23 protein-coding genes are annotated in these 20,399 nt (G+C 69.6%); 7 read left to right on the top strand and 16 right to left on the bottom strand.

Going from position 1 to position 20,399, the window contains the following annotated elements:
- Positions 1 to 4 precede the first annotated feature (4 nt).
- The 7 genes from AC2S9W_RS03465 (at position 5) to AC2S9W_RS03435 (ending at position 6,638) form a co-directional block, all read left to right on the top strand.
- Positions 5 to 1,114: a flagellar basal body P-ring protein FlgI gene (locus AC2S9W_RS03465; protein WP_082797209.1), complete on the top strand. Its 1,110-nt coding sequence runs from the start codon at positions 5 to 7 to the stop codon at positions 1,112 to 1,114.
- A complete protein-coding gene (locus AC2S9W_RS03460; RefSeq protein WP_076077365.1) occupies positions 1,111 to 1,407 on the top strand; it encodes a rod-binding protein in 297 nt (98 codons plus the stop codon). Before AC2S9W_RS03465 ends, AC2S9W_RS03460 begins: the two co-directional genes overlap by 4 nt.
- Entirely contained in the window at positions 1,404 to 2,732 is a 1,329-nt protein-coding gene (flgK, locus tag AC2S9W_RS03455) for a flagellar hook-associated protein FlgK (protein ID WP_286749944.1), read from the top strand. The genes AC2S9W_RS03460 and flgK overlap by 4 nt, the downstream gene beginning before the upstream one ends.
- Positions 2,733 to 2,748: 16 nt before the next feature.
- Positions 2,749 to 3,579 (top strand): flagellin, encoded by an 831-nt coding sequence (locus AC2S9W_RS03450; RefSeq protein ID WP_067112811.1) that lies wholly within the window; start codon positions 2,749 to 2,751, stop codon positions 3,577 to 3,579.
- Positions 3,580 to 3,670: 91 nt separating this feature from the next.
- Positions 3,671 to 4,534: a flagellar motor stator protein MotA gene (gene motA, locus AC2S9W_RS03445; protein ID WP_067112809.1), complete on the top strand. Its 864-nt coding sequence runs from the start codon at positions 3,671 to 3,673 to the stop codon at positions 4,532 to 4,534.
- The gene (locus AC2S9W_RS03440) at positions 4,534 to 5,394 is read left to right on the top strand and encodes a flagellar motor protein MotB (RefSeq protein WP_067112806.1); all 861 of its coding nucleotides are present in this window, start codon (positions 4,534 to 4,536) and stop codon (positions 5,392 to 5,394) included. The genes motA and AC2S9W_RS03440 overlap by 1 nt, the downstream gene beginning before the upstream one ends.
- A 179-nt stretch (positions 5,395 to 5,573) precedes the next feature.
- The gene (locus AC2S9W_RS03435) at positions 5,574 to 6,638 is read left to right on the top strand and encodes a sigma-54 interaction domain-containing protein (protein WP_286749946.1); all 1,065 of its coding nucleotides are present in this window, start codon (positions 5,574 to 5,576) and stop codon (positions 6,636 to 6,638) included.
- A 380-nt stretch (positions 6,639 to 7,018) separates the two neighbouring features.
- On the opposite strand, the gene AC2S9W_RS03430 is transcribed toward AC2S9W_RS03435, so the two are convergent.
- The 16 genes from AC2S9W_RS03430 to fliF all read right to left on the bottom strand — a co-directional run bounded on the left by AC2S9W_RS03430 (position 7,019) and on the right by fliF (position 20,398).
- Positions 7,019 to 7,408, bottom strand: coding sequence for a flagellar export chaperone FliS (locus AC2S9W_RS03430; RefSeq protein ID WP_067112371.1), 390 nt, complete (start codon positions 7,406 to 7,408; stop codon positions 7,019 to 7,021).
- 11 nt (positions 7,409 to 7,419) lie between these two features.
- Positions 7,420 to 8,796: a flagellar filament capping protein FliD gene (gene fliD, locus AC2S9W_RS03425; RefSeq protein ID WP_286749948.1), complete on the bottom strand. Its 1,377-nt coding sequence runs from the start codon at positions 8,794 to 8,796 to the stop codon at positions 7,420 to 7,422.
- A gap of 63 nt (positions 8,797 to 8,859) precedes the next feature.
- Entirely contained in the window at positions 8,860 to 9,999 is a 1,140-nt protein-coding gene (gene flhB / locus AC2S9W_RS03420; RefSeq protein WP_067112365.1) for a flagellar type III secretion system protein FlhB, read from the bottom strand.
- A gap of 4 nt (positions 10,000 to 10,003) precedes the next feature.
- Complete coding sequence (gene fliR / locus AC2S9W_RS03415) at positions 10,004 to 10,783, bottom strand: flagellar biosynthetic protein FliR (RefSeq protein ID WP_286749952.1); 780 nt, start codon at positions 10,781 to 10,783, stop codon at positions 10,004 to 10,006.
- A 7-nt stretch (positions 10,784 to 10,790) separates the two neighbouring features.
- Positions 10,791 to 11,060 carry a flagellar biosynthetic protein FliQ gene (locus tag AC2S9W_RS03410; RefSeq protein ID WP_067112359.1) on the bottom strand — a complete coding sequence of 90 codons (270 nt, stop codon included), beginning with the start codon at positions 11,058 to 11,060 and terminating at the stop codon, positions 10,791 to 10,793.
- A gap of 10 nt (positions 11,061 to 11,070) precedes the next feature.
- Positions 11,071 to 11,862 carry a flagellar type III secretion system pore protein FliP gene (fliP, locus tag AC2S9W_RS03405; RefSeq protein WP_104960135.1) on the bottom strand — a complete coding sequence of 264 codons (792 nt, stop codon included), beginning with the start codon at positions 11,860 to 11,862 and terminating at the stop codon, positions 11,071 to 11,073.
- A complete protein-coding gene (locus AC2S9W_RS03400) occupies positions 11,852 to 12,127 on the bottom strand; it encodes a flagellar biosynthetic protein FliO (RefSeq protein ID WP_067112356.1) in 276 nt (91 codons plus the stop codon). Before AC2S9W_RS03400 ends, fliP begins: the two co-directional genes overlap by 11 nt.
- Positions 12,127 to 12,462, bottom strand: coding sequence for a flagellar motor switch protein FliN (fliN, locus tag AC2S9W_RS03395; RefSeq protein WP_067112354.1), 336 nt, complete (start codon positions 12,460 to 12,462; stop codon positions 12,127 to 12,129). The genes AC2S9W_RS03400 and fliN overlap by 1 nt, the downstream gene beginning before the upstream one ends.
- On the bottom strand, positions 12,455 to 13,360 hold the full coding sequence (locus AC2S9W_RS03390; protein ID WP_286749957.1) for a FliM/FliN family flagellar motor switch protein: 906 nt from the start codon (positions 13,358 to 13,360) through the stop codon (positions 12,455 to 12,457). The genes fliN and AC2S9W_RS03390 overlap by 8 nt, the downstream gene beginning before the upstream one ends.
- Positions 13,357 to 13,968: a flagellar basal body-associated FliL family protein gene (locus AC2S9W_RS03385; RefSeq protein ID WP_067112348.1), complete on the bottom strand. Its 612-nt coding sequence runs from the start codon at positions 13,966 to 13,968 to the stop codon at positions 13,357 to 13,359. The genes AC2S9W_RS03390 and AC2S9W_RS03385 overlap by 4 nt, the downstream gene beginning before the upstream one ends.
- Positions 13,969 to 13,988: 20 nt before the next feature.
- The gene (locus tag AC2S9W_RS03380) at positions 13,989 to 15,338 is read right to left on the bottom strand and encodes a flagellar hook-length control protein FliK (RefSeq protein ID WP_486571630.1); all 1,350 of its coding nucleotides are present in this window, start codon (positions 15,336 to 15,338) and stop codon (positions 13,989 to 13,991) included.
- Positions 15,335 to 15,778, bottom strand: a complete 444-nt coding sequence (locus AC2S9W_RS03375; protein WP_212597986.1) for a hypothetical protein — start codon at positions 15,776 to 15,778, stop codon at positions 15,335 to 15,337. The genes AC2S9W_RS03380 and AC2S9W_RS03375 overlap by 4 nt, the downstream gene beginning before the upstream one ends.
- A complete protein-coding gene (locus AC2S9W_RS03370) occupies positions 15,775 to 17,106 on the bottom strand; it encodes a FliI/YscN family ATPase (RefSeq protein WP_067112339.1) in 1,332 nt (443 codons plus the stop codon). The genes AC2S9W_RS03375 and AC2S9W_RS03370 overlap by 4 nt, the downstream gene beginning before the upstream one ends.
- Positions 17,103 to 17,714 carry a FliH/SctL family protein gene (locus AC2S9W_RS03365; RefSeq protein ID WP_067186523.1) on the bottom strand — a complete coding sequence of 204 codons (612 nt, stop codon included), beginning with the start codon at positions 17,712 to 17,714 and terminating at the stop codon, positions 17,103 to 17,105. Before AC2S9W_RS03365 ends, AC2S9W_RS03370 begins: the two co-directional genes overlap by 4 nt.
- On the bottom strand, positions 17,707 to 18,747 hold the full coding sequence (fliG, locus tag AC2S9W_RS03360; protein ID WP_286749960.1) for a flagellar motor switch protein FliG: 1,041 nt from the start codon (positions 18,745 to 18,747) through the stop codon (positions 17,707 to 17,709). Before fliG ends, AC2S9W_RS03365 begins: the two co-directional genes overlap by 8 nt.
- Positions 18,740 to 20,398 carry a flagellar basal-body MS-ring/collar protein FliF gene (fliF, locus tag AC2S9W_RS03355; protein ID WP_286749961.1) on the bottom strand — a complete coding sequence of 553 codons (1,659 nt, stop codon included), beginning with the start codon at positions 20,396 to 20,398 and terminating at the stop codon, positions 18,740 to 18,742. Before fliF ends, fliG begins: the two co-directional genes overlap by 8 nt.
- Between the last annotated feature and the right edge of the window lies 1 nt (position 20,399).

The raw sequence follows: 20,399 nt of genomic DNA, 5'->3' as shown, positions 1-20,399 counted from the left end.
CGTCGTGGCCCAGCGTCCCACCCTGTTCGCCCTCTTCGCCCTGCTGCTCGCGAGCTTCGTTTTCGCGGCGCCGGCGCATGCCGAGCGCATCAAGGACATGGGCCAGTTCCAAGGCCTGCGCGCCAACCAGCTCACCGGCTACGGCATCGTCGTCGGGCTCGCGGGCACCGGCGACGACAGCCTCGACTATGCGACGCTCGGCATGAAGGGCGCGGTATCGCGCTTCGGCCTGACGCTGCCCGCCGGGATCAACCCGGCGCTCAAGAATGCCGCGGCGGTGATGATCACCGCCGAACTGCCTCCCTTCGCCAAGCCCGGCCAGCGCCTCGACGTCACGGTCTCGGCGATCGGCAAGGCCAAGAGCCTGCGCGGCGGCACGCTCGTCCTCGCGCCGCTCTATGGCGCCGACGGACAGATTTACGCGATGGTGCAGGGCAATCTCGTCATCGGCGGCCTCGGCGTCGATGCCGCCGACGGGTCGAAGCTGACGGTCAACGTGCCGTCGAGCGGCCGGATCGCCGGCGGCGCGACGGTCGAGCGCGCGGTCGACACCGGCTTCGCCGCGGGCGACTGGCTGACCTTCAACCTGCACCAGTTCGACGCGACCAATGCCAAGCGCGTCGCCGACGCGATCAATGCCGCGCTGCCCGGCTCCGCCTCGATGATCGACGGCGCCAGCATCGCGATCCGCGCCGAAGGCAATGGCGACGAGCGCATGCGGCTGATCTCGCGGGTCGAGAATCTGACCGTCCAGCGCGCCGAGCCGCCCGCGAAGGTGATCGTCAACGCGCGCACCGGCACGGTGGTGATCAACGGCGCCGTGCGCGTCGGCACCGCGGCGGTGACGCAGGGCAAGCTGACGGTGTCGATCAAGGAATCGCCGACCGTGGTCCAGCCCGCGCCGTTCAGCCGCGGCCAGACGGCGATCGAGCCGTCGAGCGACATCGAGGTCAGCGAGGCCTACCGCCCGGTGATGATGGTGCAGCCGACCGCGTCGCTGTCCGAGCTTGTCGATGCGATCAACCGCATGGGCGTGCCCCCCGGCGACCTCGTCGCCATCCTCGAGGCGCTGAGCCAGGCCGGCGCGCTCACAGCCGAACTGGTGATCATATGACGGCTCCTCTTTCTTCGATCGTGCCGACTGCTGCGCCGGCCGCTGCCGGCGGCGGCGACGGCGGGCTGCGCAAGGCGGCCGAGGCCTTCGAGGCGGTGATCCTGCGCCAGCTCATGGCATCGATGCGCCAGGCGAAGCTCGGCGACGACATCTTCGGGTCGAGCGCGACCGACAATTTCCGCGAGATGGCGGATTCGAAAACCGCCGACAGCATCGCCGCGATGCGCCAGTTCGGCATCGCCGACATGGTCGAGGCGCAGTTCCGCGCCCGCGCGGCGGGAGGCGTGCAATGAGCGACCTGCTGGCCATCGGCGCGAGCGGGCTCAAGGCTTATTCGCGCGCGCTGTCGACGATCGGGGACAATATCGCCAACGCCCAGACGCCGGGCTATGCGCGGCGCACGCTCGATCTCACCGAAAACCAGGCCGCGGGCGACATGCCGCTCTATCGCAGCGCGATCAAGCCGGGTGGGGTACAGATCAGCGGCGTGACCCGATCGGTCGATGCCTGGCTGATCGAGGATTCGCGCATCTCTTCGGGCGATGCCGAACGCTCGGCGACGCGGCTCGACTGGATGAACCGCGTCGAGGGTGCGCTGAGCGACGAGACCAACGGCATCGCGACCGGGCTGACCCGGCTGTTCACCACCGCCGACCAGTTGACCGCCGATCCGAACAATCTGACGCTGCGCAGCCAGTTCCTGCAGGCGGTCGACGACGTCGCGTCGGGCTTTCGCACCGCGGCGGGCCAGCTTTCGGGCATGGCCGACGGCATCGCCGGCGCGGCGACGAGCGAGGTCGAGGCATTCAACGCCAACCTCGACGCGCTCGAACAGATCAACATCGGCCTGCGCAAGGCGCGGCCCGGCTCGACCAACGAGGCGAGCCTGCTCGACGAGCGCGACCGGCTGCTCGACCAGCTCGCGTCGCAGGCGGGGGTCACCGCGACCTTCGACAATCATGGCGCGGTGACGCTGCGCGCGTCGGGCAGCGGCGACCTGCTGGTCGGCGGCGGCGTGGTCACGCCGATCGCGGTGACGAGCGCCGCCGACGGGCGGCTCGCCTTCACCATCGGCGGCGCGCCCTTTCCGAACGCGACGGGTTCGCTCGCGGGACTGGCCGAGGCGGCGAACCATGTCGCCGACCAGCGCGCCGGGCTCGACACAATGGCGGCGCAGATCGCGGGCCAGCTCAACGCCGCGCATCAGGCGGGGCTCGATGCGGGCGGCAATCCCGGCGCGGCCCTGTTCACCGGCACCGCAAGCGCGGCGACGCTGACCGCCGCGCCGCTTACCGCGAATCAGGTCGCGGCTGCGGATGCGACGAGCGGCAATGGCACCATGCTCGCGCTCGGCGAGATGCGCGGCAACGGCGATCCTGAAAGCACCTGGTCGGGGCATCTCGCCACCCAGGCGCAGGCGACCGCCTCGGCGCGAGCGCAGGACGCCGCGGCGACGACGCGCCGCGATGCCGCGGCCGCGGCGCGCGGCGCGGTGAGCGAAATCGATCTCGACCGCGAGGCGGCCGATCTGCTGCGCTTCCAGCAGGCCTATTCGGCCGCGGCGCGGACGATCCAGGTCGCGCGCGAAACCATCCAGACGCTGCTCAGCTCACTTTAAGGGAAAGGCGGTCGCCATGATCAACGCCGTGGGCAATCGCATGACGCGCGAGATCGCGCGCCAGCAGAAACTCGCCGACCAGCTCGAACGCACGCAGGTGCAGATCTCGACCGGCAAGCGGCTCCAGCGCATGTCCGACGACGCCGTCGCGGCGCGCCGCATCGCGACGATCGGCAAGACGCAGGCGAGCATCGACGGCTGGACCGCGAATCTCAACACGGCGACCGCGCTCGCGTCGCAGGCCGACGGCGTGCTCAAGACCGCGAGCGACCTGCTGGGCCGCGCGCGCGAGCTGACGCTTTCCGCATCGACCGGGTCGATGAGCCCGACCGACCGCGCGACCGTCGCCGCCGAACTGGGCGCCATCGCCGACGAGCTCGACGCGCTGGCGGCGACCCGCGATTCGAACGGCGAGCCGCTGTTCGCCGGCGGCGCGGCGCGCGTGATGCGCTTCGATTCGGACGTGACCTTCGCGCCGGTACCCTCGGCCGCCGATGTTTTCGTCGTCGGGGGCAACAGTCTGTCGACCGGCCTGCGCGATGCCGCCGCCGCCGTGGCGGCGAGCGACAGCGCCGGCATGGGCGACGCGCTCGACGCATTGTCGGCGGCGATCGGCCATGTCGCCGACCAGCATGCCGCGATCGGCCTGTCGGCCGGGCGGCTCGAACGGATCGGCGACGGGCTCAAGGCGCGCGGCATCGCGCTCGCCGACGAGCGCTCGGCGGTCGAGGACACCGACCTTTCGATCGCGATCGCCCAGCTCAACGCCCAGGACCTGACGCTCGGCGCGGCCCAGGCGGCCTTCGCTAAGATCAACCGCCAGACCTTGTTCGATATTTTGAACTGATCGCCCTCAATATCCGGCGCGCGCTGCCGTTAAGCATAAGGCGCCCCCCTTTTTGCCGGACCCCCGCTGGCCCGATTGGAGTTGACCCCGCATGTTTCCCGTTATCGGCATCGTCGTTCTGATCCTGCTGGTTTTCGGGGGCTTTGCGCTGACCGGGGGCAATCTGGGTCCCGTCATGCATGCGCTGCCGCACGAGATGCTGATCATCGGCGGCGCTGCGGTCGGTTCGCTGATCATCGGCAATTCGGGGCAGGAGCTGAAGGCGCTCGGCGCCGGGCTCGGCAAGGTGTTCAAGGGGCCGCAGTACAAGAAGCAGGACTATCTCGACTGCATCCTGCTCGTCTCGTCGCTGATGAAGATGATGCGGACCGAGGGGCCGGTCGCGGTCGAACCGCATATCGAGGACCCCGCCAGCTCGCCGCTGTTCCAGCAATATCCGAAGCTGCTCAAGGACAAGACGCTCGTCCACCTGATCTGCGACACGCTGCGCCTCGTCGTCGTGTCGTCGGGGACGCTCGATCCGCATGCGGTCGAGGAGGTGATGGACCATGCGGTGAAGACGCACCATCACCACGCGATCAAGCCCGCCGACGGGTTGCAGAACCTCGCCGACGCGCTGCCCGCGCTTGGCATCGTCGCGGCGGTGCTCGGCGTCGTCAAGACGATGGGCTCGATCGACAAGCCGCCCGAGATCCTGGGCGCGATGATCGGCTCGGCGCTGGTCGGCACCTTTCTGGGAGTGCTGCTCGCCTATGGCCTCGTCGGCCCGTTCGCGACGCGCGCGCGCGCGGTGATCGAAAGCGACGCCGCCATCTACCAGACGGTGAAGCAGCTCATCATCGCCTCGCTCCACGGCCATCCGCAGCCGCTGGTGATCGAGGCGGCGCGTTCGGGCGTCGCGCATGACAACCAGCCGAGCTTCGCCGAGGTCTTTGATGGAATGAGAGGCCGCTAATGGCCGCGCGCCCCAACACCCCGCTGCGCCCGATCATCGTCAAGAAGGTGATCGAGGAGGCGCATGGCGGTCATCATGGCGGTGCGTGGAAGGTTGCCTATGCCGACTTCGTGACAGCGATGATGGCCTTCTTCCTGCTGATGTGGCTGCTCGGCGCGACGACCGAGAAGCAGCGCAAGGCGCTCGCCGACTATTTCGCGCCGACGATCGTCAAGACCAAGCAGGAAAGTGCCGGGTCGAACGGCATGTTCGGCGGCGATTCGATCATCGCTGCCGACAATTATCCGCACCGCGCGGGCCAGACCGGGACGCGCTCGATCACCATCCCGCGCGACGTCGTCGGCGGGCCGAAGGAGGCGTCGGGACGCGAGCAGGATCGCGAGAAATTCCAGCAGGTCGCCAAGTCGCTGCGCGAACGGGTGCAGAAGAAGGGCGAGCTCAAGCGCCTCGCGCGCAACCTGCGCTTCACCGAAACGTCGGAGGGGATGCGGATCGACGTCGTCGACGACGCCGACTTCTCGATGTTCGTGATTGGCACCAGCCAGCTTACGCCTGAGGGTGCGCGGTTGTTTGCGGAGATCGCGGCGCCGATCGCCGAGGCGCCGAACCAGCTGATGATCCGCGGGCACACCGATGCGGCGCCCTGGTCGGCGCAGGGCGGCATGAACAACTGGCGGCTGTCGGTCGACCGGGCGGAAGTGACGCGCCACTATCTTCAGTTCCGCGGCATCGCCGCCGAGCGCTTCGCGCGCATCGAGGGGGTCGCCGATCGCGAGCCCTATGTCCCCGCCGACCGACTCGATCCGCGCAACCGCCGCATCTCGATCACCCTCGGCTGGCGGACCGCCGCTTATAATTAGTGCCAATCTGGCAGCATATCGGACGGTTAAGAACGCAATTGCGTTCCTATTACTTCCATTATGGCAATATCCCTTTGTTTTGAAAGGGTTATGTCGGGATGGATAATCTTTTGTTTACCACTTTCCTCAATCTCTTGCCCATCGCAGAGGCGCCGACGGGGGGCGCGGTGGAGACGAAAATGACCGAGGGTGGGCACAACAAGGCAGCGGCGGCGCTGGAGGCATCGATCATCGGCAGCAGCCCGGCGATCTGCCAGCTTCGCGACATGATCCGGCGCGTCGCGCGGTCGAACGCCTCGGTGATGCTGTGCGGCCCGTCGGGATCGGGCAAGGAACTCGTCGCCCGCGCGATCCACGACGAAGGCGTCCGCGCCGGCAAGGCCTTTGCCGCGATCAACTGCGGCGCCATTCCCTCCGACCTCATCGAATCCGAACTGTTCGGGCATGAAAAGGGCAGCTTCACCGGCGCCCACGCCCGCCGCATCGGCCATTTCGAGGCGAGCGACGGCGGGACGCTGTTCCTCGACGAAATCGGCGACATGCGCTTCGACATGCAGGTGAAACTGCTCCGCGTGCTCGAGGAGCGGACGATCGTCCGCGTCGGCAGCAGCGAGATGCGCCGCGTCGACGTCCGCGTCATTTCGGCGACGCACCAGGATCTGGGCGCCGCGATCGCCGAGGGCAAGTTCCGCGAGGACCTGTTCTTCCGCCTCGGCGTCATCGTGCTCCAGGTCCCCAGCCTCGCGAGCCGGGTCGAGGATATTCCGGCGCTGATCCGCCATTTCCAGCGCAAGATGCCCGCCGACGCCAAATGCCGTTACGACGATGCCGCGCTGGCGGTGCTGCTGCGCCATGACTGGCCGGGCAACGTCCGCGAGCTGCGCAATTTCGTCGAGCGCGCCAGCGTGCTGCACGGCGGCGAGACGCTCGGCGCCGACGATGTCGCGCGCCTTCTGAACCCCACCGCAGCGCCTGCGCCGCGGCCGGCTGTCCCCAGCAGCTTCGCCGCGGTGCAGGCCAGCGCGGACGACGCCGCCTTCCACGCCGCGCATCCCAAGACGCCGGCGCCGGGGCGCCCGATCGACCTCAAGCGCGAGATCGAGACGATCGAACTCGAACAGATCCACGTCGCGCTCGACCTTGCCGACGGCATCATTTCGGAGGCCGCGCGCCTGCTGACGCTCAAGCGCACGACGCTGATCGAGAAGATGCGCAAATATGGGGTCCACCAACAGGCGGCGTGATCGCCGCACACCGGTTCAGCACCGCTGAAACAAGGGGCTCTGGTCCGCCCCTGCCCAGTCGCCCGGCCGCCCGTCCCCACCTAGGGCGGCCGGGCGCAAGGTCGTTTCGGGCTGCCCCCGAAAGGCCTTTCCTGTATCAGCGCGGCAATCCAGAGCGTGCGCAAACCGCTCTGGATTGCTTCCCCGGATCAGGTCCGGGGTGGCGAAGGGCCGGCCAGAAGTCATCAGAGTCCAGAGCGGCGTACCATAAATCTGCACCGCCCCTTATCCGTTCGTGTCGAGCGAAGTCGAGACACCTATCTGTGTGGCGCAAGGCCGATGGGTGTCTCGACTTCGCTCGACACGAACGGGACGATGGGTCGGATCTAAGGCTCGATGCTCTAGCGTAGTTGCCGCCAGGCGGAACTGATCGTCAGGATGCCGTCGAGCAGTTCGACGAGGTCGGACTCGCTGTTCGCGGCGACCGCGGTATCGAGCTTGCGGCGCATGCTGCGATAGACGCGCGACAGCGACGCGGCGACGTCGCCCCCCGCCTCGTGGTCGAGCCCGGCGTCGAGCGCGATCAGGATCGCTCGCGCGCGGTGCGCGGGTTCGGTGGCCGAGATGCGCTGGCCCTGCCGCACCATCGCGGCGAGCACGCCCACCGCCGTCTCCAGCTCGTCATAGAGCATGGTGACGAGTTCGACCGGGTCGGCCGACTCGGCGCGGCTTTCGTTCTGCAATCTGCGATATTGTCCGGCCGCCCGGACGGTCGATGCGGTCGCTGCCACGGCGGACGTCCCTAATTCTTATACTGGTTGTTCCACATCTCGATCTGCTGTTCGAGATAGGATTGCGTCGCCTTGAACGCGGCCAGCTTGGCATCGAGCGCGCCATACTGCTTCTCGAGCCGCTTGCGATAGATGTCCTCGCGCTCCTCGACCTTCTCGAGCTGTTCGGCGAGCGACGCGCGGCGGGCGTCGAGCATCGACGTGGCGCGGCCGAGCACGCCGTCGCTGGCGACCGCCTTGTCGCGGATCGCGTCGAGCACGAAGGCGATGCCCGGATCGGTGGCCTCGGTGTGGGTGGCGTCGCGGCGCGGGTTGAACAGCGCCTCGACCGCGCCCGCGTCGGTGGCGAGCGCCTTTTCGAGCTTGGCGCTGTCGAGCGCGAGCAGGCCGTCCTTGGTCAGGCTGATCCCGATGTCGCTCAGCTTGTTGATGCTGCCGTGGCTGGTCAGGGTCTTGCTGACCAGGCTGCCCAGCTCGCTTTCGAGCTGGCGCAGCGACGTCGTTCCCCCCGCCAGGCTCGCCGCCGAGGTCAGGCTTTTCTTGAGCTGGTTGAAGACGTCGACGAAATCGCCCGCGGTCTGGCGGATCATGTCGAGCGGCCGGCTGGCGCCGATATCGACCGGCTGGCCGGGCGCCGCCTTCTTGAGCGTCAGCGACAGGCCGGGCAAAACGTCGTCGATCGTGTTGCTCGGGCGGCTGAACGCGACGCCGTCGATGGTGAATTGCGCGTCGGCGGCGCTCTGGCCGAGCGTCATGGCGCCGCCGCTGCCATAGCCGAACGCGGCGAGCCCCGGGTCGGCGCCCGCGTCGGCGGACAGGGTGAAACCGTTCGCGGCGCCGCTCGCGCCCTTCAGGATCAGACGATAGCCGCCCTCGTCGGCGACGATCGACGCGGTGACGCCGCTGCCGCTTGCATTGATCGCGGTGGCGAGGCCGTCGAGGCTGTCGTTGGCGGCGTCGATGGTGATGCTGTGGTCGACGCCGCCGACGCTCAGCGTCATCGTCCCCTGGCCGATCGCGGCGGCCCGGTCGGCGACGACCCCCGAATAGGCGGTCTGCGCGCGCGCGAGCTGCGACACGGTGACGGTGGCGGCGAAGCTGTCGGCCTGAAGCCCGGCGCGCGCGCTGAGGCCGAGCATGCTGTCGTCGGAGACCGTCGGGCTGCTGCGCAGCGCGCCGTCGGCGATCATCTGACTCAACGAATCGGCAAAGCCCTCGAGGTCGGACTTCGCCTGCGCGACGGCGCTGATCCGCGCCTGGTTCTGTTGCGTCATCGTCGCGATGCGCGCGATCTTGGGCTCGCGCGAGGCGTTCGACAGGTCGGTGACGAGCTGCTTGATGTCGAGGCCCGAGCCGAAGCCGAGGCTGTTGGCGATTGAACTGACCATGGTGCGTTTCCTTCGCTCTGCTTAACGGCGGCGCGCGCGATTCCTTAAGCGCGCCGGCGGCGGTCAGGCGGCGCGGCGGCCGTCGGGGTCGAAGCGGTGCGACGACGGCACGTCGACCGCGGGCTGCGACCGCCCTTCGGCGACCGCGCGTTCGAGCTGGAAGACGAAGGCGAGCACCGTCGCCACCGCGACGAACAGTTCCTCGGGAATCACGCGGCCGGCGCGTGCGGTGAAATAGATGGCGCGGGTGAGCTGCGGATATTCGAGGATCGGCACCGCGGCCTCGCGCGCCAGCGTGCGGATCGACAGCGCGACGTCGCCGCGCCCGCGCGCGACCACGACCGGCGCGGCATCGACGCCGGGACGATAGCGCAGCGCGACCGAGAAATGGGTGGGGTTGGTGAGGACGACGGTCGCCTCGGTCACCGCCTTGCGCGCCGACCCGCTCAAAATGTCGTGGGCGCGCTGGCGCTGCGCCTGCTTCAGTTCGGGGGCGCCCTCGGTCTGGCGCATCTCCTCCTTCACCTCCTGCTTGCTCATCATCAGCTTGCGGTTGCGCTGATACCATTGCGCGGGAACGTCGATCAGCGCGATGACGACCAGCCCGCCCGCCATCGCGAGCATCGCCCGCGCGACCGCGCTCCCCGCCAGCCCCAGCGCGGCGTTGAGGTCGGTCGATGCCATCGTCATGATCGCCGGCAGGTTCACCGCGATCAGCTGATAGCCGATGGTGCCGAGCAGCAGCACCTTGGCGATCGACTTGGCGAGCTCGATCAGCCCCTGCATGCCGAAGATGCGCTTGATGCCGCTCAGCGGATTGATCCGGTTGCCCTTGAAGCCCAGCGCCTTGCCGCGCCAGCCGAGCGAGCCGAGCATCGCGGGGGCCGCGATGCTCGCGACCAGCGCGAGCGCGAACAGGCTGGCGAGCGGCAGCAGCACCTCGACTCCGTTGCGCAGCACCGCCTCGCCGGGCGCGAAATGCGCGACGTCGTCGGCGTCGAGCGTCAGCCCGCGCCGCACCAGCTCGCCCGCCGACCGGACGAGCCAGCCGCCCGCCGCGAACAGCCACCCCGCGCCGGCGAGCATCATCAGCGCCGTCGCCAGCTCGCGCGACATCAGCACATCGCCTTCGCGCGCCGCGTCGGCGCGTTTCTTCGGCGTCGGCTGTTCGGTCTTCTGGTCCTTTTCGGTGGTGCCCGACATCGCGTCAGCCCGCCGCGATCTGCCGCGCCATGTCGAGCGCGTCGGACAGGAAGCGCGCGATCGCCTCCGCCATCACCGGGGTCGCCATGGCGAGCAGCACGACGCCGGCGAGCAGCGTCGCGGGCAGGCCGACCGCGAACAGGTTCATCGCCGGCGCCGAACGTCCGATCACGCCCATGATCATCTGGACGAGGATCAGCACGAAGCCGACCGGCAGCGCGATCGTCAGCCCGGCGGCGAACATCAGGCTCGCAAAGCGCAGGATGCCGCCGATCGCGGCGAAGGAGGGAAAGGCGCCCCCCGGCGGCAGCGCGGTATAGCTGTCGACGATGATGCCGACGAGCAGCAGGTGGCCGTCGGCGGCGAGGAAGAGCGCGGTCGCCAGCATCGAGAGGAACTGGCCGATCGCCGAACTGGCGGTGCCGCTCAGCGGATCGATCATCGACGCGAAGCCGAGGCCCATCGCGTTGCTGATCGTCTCGCCGCCGAGCAGCGCGGCGGCGAGCCCCATCTGGAGCACGAAGCCGATGCCGAGCCCGATCACCACCTCGCCGACGATCAGCAGGAAGCCGGGCAGCGAGACGATTCCCTCGACGGGAAGCGCAAGGCCCGAAGCGGCGACCGCGGGCACGCCGACCGCGAGCGCGACGATCAGCCGCAATTGCACCGGCACATTGGCCGCGCCGAACACCGGCGCCGCCAGAAAGGCCGCGCCGGGGCGGATCATCCCCAGCATCCAGAGCTGGAGCATCGCCTCCACGTTCGGGATGTCGGCGGGATCCATCGCGGCGCTAGCGGACGAGATTGGGTATCTGGGCGAACAGATCGCGGGTGAAGTCGGTGAGCAGCACGAGGATGCTGCTGCCGAAGATGGCGAGGCAGACCGCGGTGATGATCAGCTTCGGCACGAAGCTGAGCGTCTGTTCGTTGATCGAGGTCGCCGCCTGCACCATGCCGAGCAGCACGCCGACGACGAGCACCGGAATCAGGATCGGTGCGGCGGCGAGCGCCAGCACCCACAGCGACTGCTGCGCGACCCCGATGAAATAGTCCGCTTCCATGGTCAGCCCCTCAGGTTCCGAAGGAGGAGGCGAGCGAGCCCATCGTCAGCGCCCAGCCGTCGACGAGGACGAACAGCAGCAGCTTGAAGGGCATCGATATGACCGTCGGCGACAGCATCATCATGCCCAGCGACATCAGCGACGAGGCGACGATCAGGTCGATGACCAGGAAGGGCAGGAAGATCAGGAAGCCGATCTGAAACGCGGTCTTGAGTTCGCTGGTGACGAAGGCGGGGAGCAGGATCGAGAAGGGCACGTCCTTCGGGCTCGCGTAGGTCGGCGCCTTGGCGATCTTCGCGAACATCATCAGGTCGGTCTTGCGCGTCTGCTGCATCATGAAGCCGTGCAGCGAATCGCCCGAACGGACCAGCGCTTCGCCGATATCGATCTGTTCCTGGCCGTAGGGGGTGATCGCGACGCGGTTCACTTCGCTGATCACCGGCTGCATCACGAACAGCGACAGGAACAGGCTGAGCCCGACGAGCACCTGGTTCGGCGGCGTCTGCTGGAGCCCGAGCGCGTGGCGCAGGATCGACAGCACGATGATGATGCGCGTGAAGCTGGTCATCATCAGCAGCAGCGACGGCAGCACCGTCAGCAGGCTCATCAGGATGAGTATCTGGAGCGACAGCGTCAGCGGTCGCCCGTTGCCGCCGATCTCGCCGACCGCGCGGGTCAACCCGTCGGCGGCCTGTGCGTGCGCGGCGGGCGCCGCGGCGAGCAGCGCGACGCCGCCGGCGATCGCGGCGGCACGCAGCCAGCGGATGCGGCGGCGGGTCGTCCCGGCCGGATCAGCCGACATGAAAATCGCCCTGGCTGTTGTCGGCGAGGCGCGTGACCTGGCCGCGCGAGACCGAGAGCAGGATCCGCTGCCCGGCGAATTCGACCACGGCGAGCTTGGTACCGGGGCCGAGCGGCAGCACGCCGACCATCTCGATCGGCCGCTCCTGCCTCGCTCCGGCCAGCGGGCCGCCCATCTGGACGCGCTTCCACAGCCACAGGCTGCCCCACGCCATGCCGCCGACCAGCGGCAGCAGGATCAGCAGACGCAGGAGATATTCGAGCATCAGGCCCTCCGCTCGAAACCGCCGAGGCGATTGTCGGGGGCGACGACGTCGGCGATCTGGATGCCGTAGCGGCCGTCGACGCTGACGATCTCGCCCTTCGCGATCAGCGTGCCGTTGGCATAGATGTCGAGCAGGTCGTTCGCGGCGCGGTCGAGCTCGACGACGCTGCCCTCGGTCATCGCGAGCAGTTCGGCGAGCGTCATCGAGGTCGAGCCGACCTCGACCGAAACGCGCAGCGAAACGCCCGCGAGCAGGTCGAAATTGGGCGCCGCGCCGATACCGGCATCGCGGCGGTCGCGGCGCGCGGCGGGCGGGGCTTCTTCCAGGTCACTCATGGTCCGATCCTCTTTCGATTCGGTCGATCAATATGGCGGCGTTGCCGTTGGCCTCGCCGATGCTGCCGACCGCGAAGTTCCGGCCGGCTATGGTTATCGGGACATGACGCGATATGGTTAACGGAATGATATCGCCGACCTGCAGCGACAATAATTTCGTCAGGCTGATCTCGGGCCGCGCGAGGACCGAGCGCACCGGCAGGCGTACCCCGCGCAGCGTGCCGTCGAGCTTCGCCGCCCACACGGGGTCGGTCGCGGGATGGTCGTCGATCTCGGGAACCGGCTCGGCGCCCGCGATTCCGCGCAGCGCGGCGAGCGGATAGGCGCAGACGATCGTCTGGCCGTCGAACGGCGCGCCGCGCAGCGTGAAGCGCTGGACGAGCAGTTCGTCGTCGGCGCGCACCGCCGCGAGCTTCGCCGGATCGCAGGTCACGCAATCGAGTTCGGGTTCGATCCCCATCGTACCGCGCCACGCGATCGCGAGTTGCCGCCCCATGTCGCGGCCGATCCGCGCGGCGAATCGTTCCTCGGCGTCGGTCAGGTCCTCGCGGTCGCCCGCGAGCTGGCCCTTGCCGCCATAGAAGATGTCGACGAGCTGGAGGACGAGCCCGCGTCCGGCGCCGAGCAGCACCGGCCCCTTGAGCGGCGGCGCGTGATAGCGCCAGTGGATGCCGGGCGCGATCGACCCGCACCAGTCGGCGAAGCTCATATGGCCGGCCGCCGCGCGCTCGACCTGCACCAGCGGCGCGCCGAGGGCACGGATCAGGTCGCGCAGGCTGCGCGCGAACTGGTTGGCGATGCCGTCGAGCGCCGGAAAGGCATAGCTGCCCTCCGCCTTGCGCAGCAGCAGCGACGCCCTGGCTTCGGGCGCGGCGGTGGTATGGGCGGCCTGCGTCACTGGATCACCAGGCTGGTGAAATAGACATTGTCGATGCCGCCGAAGCCTTCCTTCTCGCGCAGCACCTGGTTGATCGCGCCGGTGAGCTGGCGCTGAAGCTGCTGCTTGCCGCCCGATGTCGACAGCAGCGCCGGGTCCTGCTCGGCGAGCACCATCAGCACCGCCGAGCGGATCGGCACTTCCTGGCGCTTGATGTTGGTGATGACCTTGCCGTCGTAGAAGGTCGACAGGCTGATCCCGACCTGCAGGAAGCCCGACCCGTCGGCCAGGTTGGTCGTGAAGCTGTCGGGCATCGGATAATAGGTGATCTCATATTTGCGCGGATCGATCTGGAAGCGGTCGTTGGGAACCGACACGGTTCCGACCTTCAGCGGCGCGTTCTTGCCGCCCTCGCCTTCGCCCTCGGCCGCGGCTTCGCTGCCGGCGCTGCGCAGCACCAGCTTGGGATAATGATCCTCGGGCTTCGCGGCCTCGCTCGCGAGTCCGCCGCCCAGATAGATGCCGGCGCCGGTGCCCGCGCCGATCAGCACGACGGCGCCGATGCCCAGCATCAGCATCTTCTTCATCTTGCCGCCCTTTTTGGGCGTTTCGGTCTGTTCCTTGGACATGACCCTTTGTCCTTTCCTGATCAGGCGAACCGGCCGCGGCGATCGGCGGCTCGGTCGGTGTCGCGCGGCTCGGCGCGCTCGGTGGCGGTTTCGATGAGATGGGCGGTCTGGCCGGCGGGTTGATCGCCGCGGCCCTGGCCCTGCTGCGACTGGCGTCCGGTCTCGCCGGGGGTGCAGGTGACTTCGGCGCCGGCGACGCGCACGCCCTGCTGGCGCAGATCCTCGACCAGCCGGCCCTGCGCGGCGTGGACGATCGTCGCGGTCGCCTCATGCTGCGTGTCGAGCTTCAGCGTCACGCCCTCGTCGCCCTGGCGCATCGCGACGTCGAGCCGGCCGAGATGACGCGGCATCAGGCGAAAGGCGATGTCGCCATCGGATGATTTGGTCGCGGCGATGTCGGCGGCGAGCTGCGCGATCCAGCGATCGTCGCTGCCCATGTCGAGCGTGCGCTCGGCGACCGGGACGGGCTGCGCTGTCGGCGCGACACCCGTCGCGGCGGGGGCCGCCGGCTGGGTGAACAGCACCGTCATCGAAGCACCGCCATCGGTCGCGGCGGGCTTCGGCGCCTGCGGATCGGCCGTTGGCATCGCGTCCGGGCGGACGACGGCCGGCGTAACCGGGGTCGTGGGTGCCGCGTAGCGCGGTCCCGCAAAGTCCGGCGTCGGCGCGGCTGCGGCAGCGCCGGGCACCGGTGCCGCAGGCGCCGCAGTGGCGGGCGCAGGCGCGGATGCGTCAGCCTGTGCGGCCGTGAAGGGCAGCGTCGTCGTCGCGGCGGTCGGCGTTTCGCCATCGGGGGGCGTCGGGACGGGTCCGTCCGTTTCGCCCTCGGCCGCGGCGGCATGGGTGCGAATCGGTGCCGCGTCGCGGCCGTGCTTGCCGGCAAAGACGGCGATCAGGCTGGCGGCCGCCTCGGCAGCGCGCCGGTCGGCGGCAACGGGGTTGTCCTCGGCCTCGACGGGCCGGCGGTGCGGCGGCGTCGTGCGGGTCGGCGCGGTTTCGACCTCGCCCCCGGCGACCTGCGCTGCGGGCGCCGGAGCGGGCTTTCCGGCGAGATCGGGTCGCGGACCTTCGGTCGACACGGGCTGGTCGTCTGCCGGCACCGCGGGAACGGTTTCGACCGGGGCGGCGTCCGCTTCGCCCGGCACGACGGGCGCCGGGACCGGCAAGGTGGTTTCGGCGTCCGCAATCGGCGCCGCTGCCGCGTCGGCGACGGGCGTGGTGGACGGCACAGCAGGCGATGCCGTGACGGCAGCGCCCGGCATGGCGGCGATCAACTCGTCGAACCCGCTCTCGCCGTCGCCCGCCGGAGTCTGGCCAATCGCCGCGAGGCCCGGCTGCGTCGGTGTCTGGAGCAGGGTGGTGCTCATCATGCGGCGCCCCCCTCGATCAGGCGCAGGCTCATCGCGCGGCGGCGGAAGGGGCGGTTGGCGTCGCTACGGCGTTCCATGTCGGCCTCGTCGGAGCGGCGGCTGCGCTCGTAGAGGCGCACCGCCGATTCCTCCTTGATCATCGCATGCTGCGCGCGCACGCCCATCTCGTCGCGGCGGGCGCTGGCGTGGCTGAGCGGCGCGGCGAGATTCTCCTTCGCCATGTCGAGCCGCATGCCGAGTTCGCCGACCGAATTGAGCGCGCGTCCCGCGACCGCGCCCTTCGCCATCGCGAGGTCGACGCGCAGCGTCTCGAGCCGCTGCGCCAGTTCGACGAGGCTCGCCAGCTCGCCCTTGGCGCGCGCCAGATTGGCCTCCGCCATCTGATGTTCGACGGAGCGCACGCGGATGATGCGTTTGCGGCGTGCGGTACGGGCGTTCATGCGGAATATCCTTCGACAAGGGACTGACGCGAGGTCTGGAAATCGACCTGCGCGGCGGCGGGTTGGGAAACGAATGCGAGTTGGTCGGCGCGGCGCGCGATGGCGGTATCGAGCACCGGGTCGCTGCCGGCGACGTAGGCGCCCATCAGCATCAGGTCGCGATTCTCCTCATAGGCGGACCAGAGCTGGCGAAAGCGCGCGGCGGCCGCGGCATGGTCGGGATCGACCGAATCGGCCATGGTGCGCGACAGCGAGCGCGCGACGTCGATCGCGGGATAGACGCCCTGTTCGGCGAGCTGGCGCGACAGGATGATATGGCCGTCGACGATCGCGCGGGCGCTGTCGACGACCGGATCATCGATGTCGCCGCCGTCGGCGAGCACGGTGTAGAGCGCGGTGATCGAGCCGCCGGTCTGGCTGTCGTTGCCGGCGCGCTCGACGAGCGAGGGGATGAGCGCGAAGACCGACGGCGGATAACCCTTCATCGTCGGCGGTTCGCCCAGCGTCAGCCCGATCTCGCGCTGCGCGTGCGCGACGCGGGTCAGGCTGTCGATCAGCAGCAGCACCTTCTTGCCTTCCTGGCGGAACGCCTCGGCGATCGCGGTCGCGCGCATCGCGGCGCGCAGGCGGAGCAGCGGCGGATGGTCGGCGGGAACCGCGACAACGACCGATTTCTTGCGCACCGCGGGGGGCAGCTTGGTCTCGACGAAGTCGCTGACCTCGCGGCTGCGCTCGCCGATCAGGCCGACGACGATCACGTCGCATTCTGTGCCGGCGATCATCTGGCCCATCAGCACCGACTTGCCGACGCCCGATCCGGCGATGATCGCGACGCGCTGGCCCTCGCCGACGGTGAGCAGCCCGTTGATCGCGCGCACGCCCATGTTGAGCGGCTTCGTCACCCGGCCGCGGCGCAGCGGATTGACCTTGCGGCCGGCGAGCGGCCACTGGAATTGCGACTGCACCGGCGGGCGGCCGTCGAGCGGATGGCCCTGTGCGTCGATGATGCGACCGAGCAGCGCCTTGCCGACCGCGACCATGCTGCTCGCGCCGTGCGGCTCGACCGGCGCGCCGGTGACGAGCGGCATGTTGGCGTCGAACGGCAGGACGAGGCTGCTCTGGCCGCGAAAGCCGACGACCTCGCCGTGGATCGGATCGCCCGTCGCCGACCTGATGCGGACATTGCTGCCGAGCGGCATCGGGAAACCCGATACTTCGAGCATGATCCCTTCGTGCGCGACGAGTGTGCCGATGCGCCGCGGCGAGGCGTGCGTCAGGTCGATCGGCCCGAGGAGCTGATGCGCGGTCATGGCGAGCCGGCGCGTCATGCGGCGGCGTCCTGGCTGCCCAGCGCGGCGCGCAGTTCGTCGAGATAGACGGCGCGGCCGTGCTCGATCCAGCCGGTCGAGGTTTCGATGCGCACGGTGCCGCGCATCATCGCGGCGTCGGCCTCGATCGGCAGCGCGATGCCGCTGCCCGACAGCAGCACGGCGTCGGCGGGGTTGACCCACAGCGTGCGCGCCTTGTCGGCCTCGGCGACCATCGCGGCGGCGATGTCGGCCTGCGTCTGCAGCCATTCGGCGTCGATCGGCGCGCTTTCGACGATCTGGCGGACCAGTCGCTCGACCGTCTCGGCGATGAGCTGCGCCAGTTCCTCGCTCGGTTCGTCCTGCAGCGCTTCGGCCGCGGCGACGAGCGCGAGGAGCTGATGGCGCTCGACCGCGAAGCCGGCCTCGGCGAGGCGCTGGCCTTCGGCCAGACCGCGCGCGAACGGATCGTCGGCGGGCTCGGCCTCGGCGGGTTCGGGGGCGGGCGGTGGGGCCTCGGCGGCGCGCGGCGCGGGACCGAGGTGCAGCGGGCGAAAGCCGCCGCCGCGCGCCTGGGCGGCCGCGAGCAGGACGGGGGTGAAGCCGGTTTCGACGGAGCGATCAGACATAATCGTCGGCTCCGCCCGCGATCACGATATCGCCGTTCGCGGCCATCTGGCGGACGATCTGCATGATCGCCTTCTGCGCCTCGTCGACGTCGGTGCGCTTGACCATCGTCATTTCGGCCATCTCGTCGCGGATCGTTTCCGCCGCACGCTTCGACATCGTCGACAGGCAGAGGTCGGCCATCGCCTCGTCCGAACCCTTGAGCGCGAGCGCGAGCTGGGCGGCGTCGACCGCGCGCAGGATGGTGCCGAGGCTGCGCATGTCGAGGTCGCGCAGATTCTCGAAGATGAACATTTCCTCCTCGATCGTCTGGGCCAGCTGCTTGTCGTGCTTCTTGAGCGCCCGGATGGTGCGCTCGGACAGGTGACGGGGCATCACCTTCATGATCTTGGCGACGTCGCTCGGCCCGCCGATCGGCTGCTTCGCGACGCGCTGCCCGCCGACATTGGCGGCGGTGAGCACCGCTTCGAGATCCTCGATCGCGGCGACCGGGACGGCAGTGAGCTGCGCCGCGCGCAACACGAGGTCGGCCTGGAGCAGTTCGTCGAGCGATTCGATCGCGCGCGCCGCCACGTCGGGAACGAGCACCGACAGGATCAGCGCGCCGACCTGCGGATGTTCGCTCGCGAGCAGCGCGCTGATCGCCTCGACGTCCATCCAGCGCAGCATCTCGAGCGATGCGGCGCTCGACTGCGGCGCGACGGCGGAGAGGATATTGTCGGCGCGGACGTTGCCGACCGCCTGGTTGATCACCGCGCGGATGCGGGTGTCGGCACCGACCGCGAGTGCGCTGACGTTGCGGCTGCGCGTCACGAAGCGGTCGAGCGCCTGCTCGATCTGCACTTCCGACGCGTTCGCGGTGTCGAACATCGACTTGGCGAGCTGGCGCACCTCGTCGGGATCGAGATGCTTGAGGATCGTCGCCGCCTCGCTTTCGTCGAGCAGCATCAGCAGGATCGCCGCGGCCGACGACCCGTCGATCGCGGGACGGACCTCCACCGGCGGGGCGATCTCGGCGTCGAGGACATCAGCCACGGGCCGCCTCCTGCATCAGTTGGCGGACGACGAGCGCGGCGCGCTGCGAATCCTGGCGGACGAAGGCGCGCACCAGATTGGCGCGCGCTTCATAGCTCGGCGCCGCCTCGATCATCTCCAGCGTGATCTCGCGGTTCGCGCGCTGCGCGTCGGGCGCGGCGAGCGCGGGACTGCCTTCGGTGGCGGCGAGCAAGCTTTCCTCGATCGCCGCGTCGCGCTCGGCACGCGCGGCGGTGCGCGCCTTCGCCGCCTTGATCAGCGGCCGGCCGACGAACAGGAAGGCGAGCAGGGCAGCGAGGATCGCGCCGGCCTGCTTGACCAGCGGCAGGAACCAGGCCTGATCGTAGAAGGCGGGGGCGCTGTCCTCGACCTTGGCGAAGGGGCGCTGGCTGATCGCGACCATGTCGCCGCGCGTCTGATCATATCCGATCGCGCCCTTCACCAGCCCGTCGATCTTGGCGATGTCGCCCTGGCTCAGCGCCTTCTGTCCCTGGTTGAGCGCGACCGCGACCGAGACGCGGCGCAGGCGGCCCTGCGGGCTGTGCGTCACCGAAATCTCGCGGCCGACCTCATAGGCGCGGGCGGCATTCTCGTTGCTCTGCGTCGAGGCGGCGGGCGCCCCGGCCGGCGCCGCCTCGGGCGCCTGCGACAGGGTGGTGGCGGGCGGCGGCTGGTTCGACAGCGCGCCGGGGATGCCGACCGCGGGCGGGGTGCCCTGGCCGCTCACGGTGCGCGTCACCTGCTCGCTGCGCAGCGCGCGATCATTCTCGGGAAAGCTTTCGCGCGTCGCCTGGCTTTCGGACATGTCGATGTCGGCGTGGACCTCGACGCTGTAGTTGCCGGCGCCGAGCATCGGCCCGAGCAGCGTTTCGAGCGCGCGGCGGAAGCGGTCCTCGATCTGCGTCTGGAGCTGAAAGGCCTTCATGTCGCCGCTCGTCGCGCCGTCGGACAGCAGCGCGCCGCGCTGGTCGATCACCTGCACCTGGTCGGCGTTCATGCCGGGCACCGACGAGGCGACGAGGAAGCGGATCGCCTGCACCTGCCCCTCGGACAGCGAGCGGCCGTTCTGCAGCGTCAGCATCACCGACGCGGTCGCGGGCTTGTCCTCGCGGACGAACAGGCTCGGCTCGGCGGCGGCGATATGGACGCGTGCGCTGCGGACCGCGTCGATCGTCTCGATCGTCCGCGACAGGTCGGCCTCGCGCGCCGAGCGCAGCGTTTCGCCCTCGATCGCGCGGCTCGATCCCATCGGCAGCGCGGCGATCAGGCTGTCGCCGCTCGGCTGCGCCCGGGGCAGGCCCTGGCCGGCGAGCGCGATGCGCGCCTGATAGAGCTTGTCGGCATCGACGGTCAGCGCGCCGGTCGCGGGGTCGATGCTGTGGGCGATACCCTGCGTCTGCAGCGCGTCGGCGACCGCCGCCTTGTCGGCGTCGTCGAGCCCGGCGAAGAGCTGGGTCTGCGGCGCGGCCGAGGTCATGAACCAGGCGAGCGCGGCGATGCCGATCGCGGTGCTGGTGGCGATCGCGGGCAGCGCGCGCTGGACCGCGGGCTGGCGGATGAATTGCTGGACGGGCGCGAACCGGCCGCCCATCGCTGGGACGGGCAGGCGGTTGGCGGTTTCGACGGGGGTCAGGACTTGGGCTTCGGCCATG

This window comes from Sphingopyxis sp. 550B (assembly GCF_057401805.1).
Note: the sequence above shows the minus strand (reverse complement) of the source record. Positions and strands in the feature narration are given on the sequence as shown.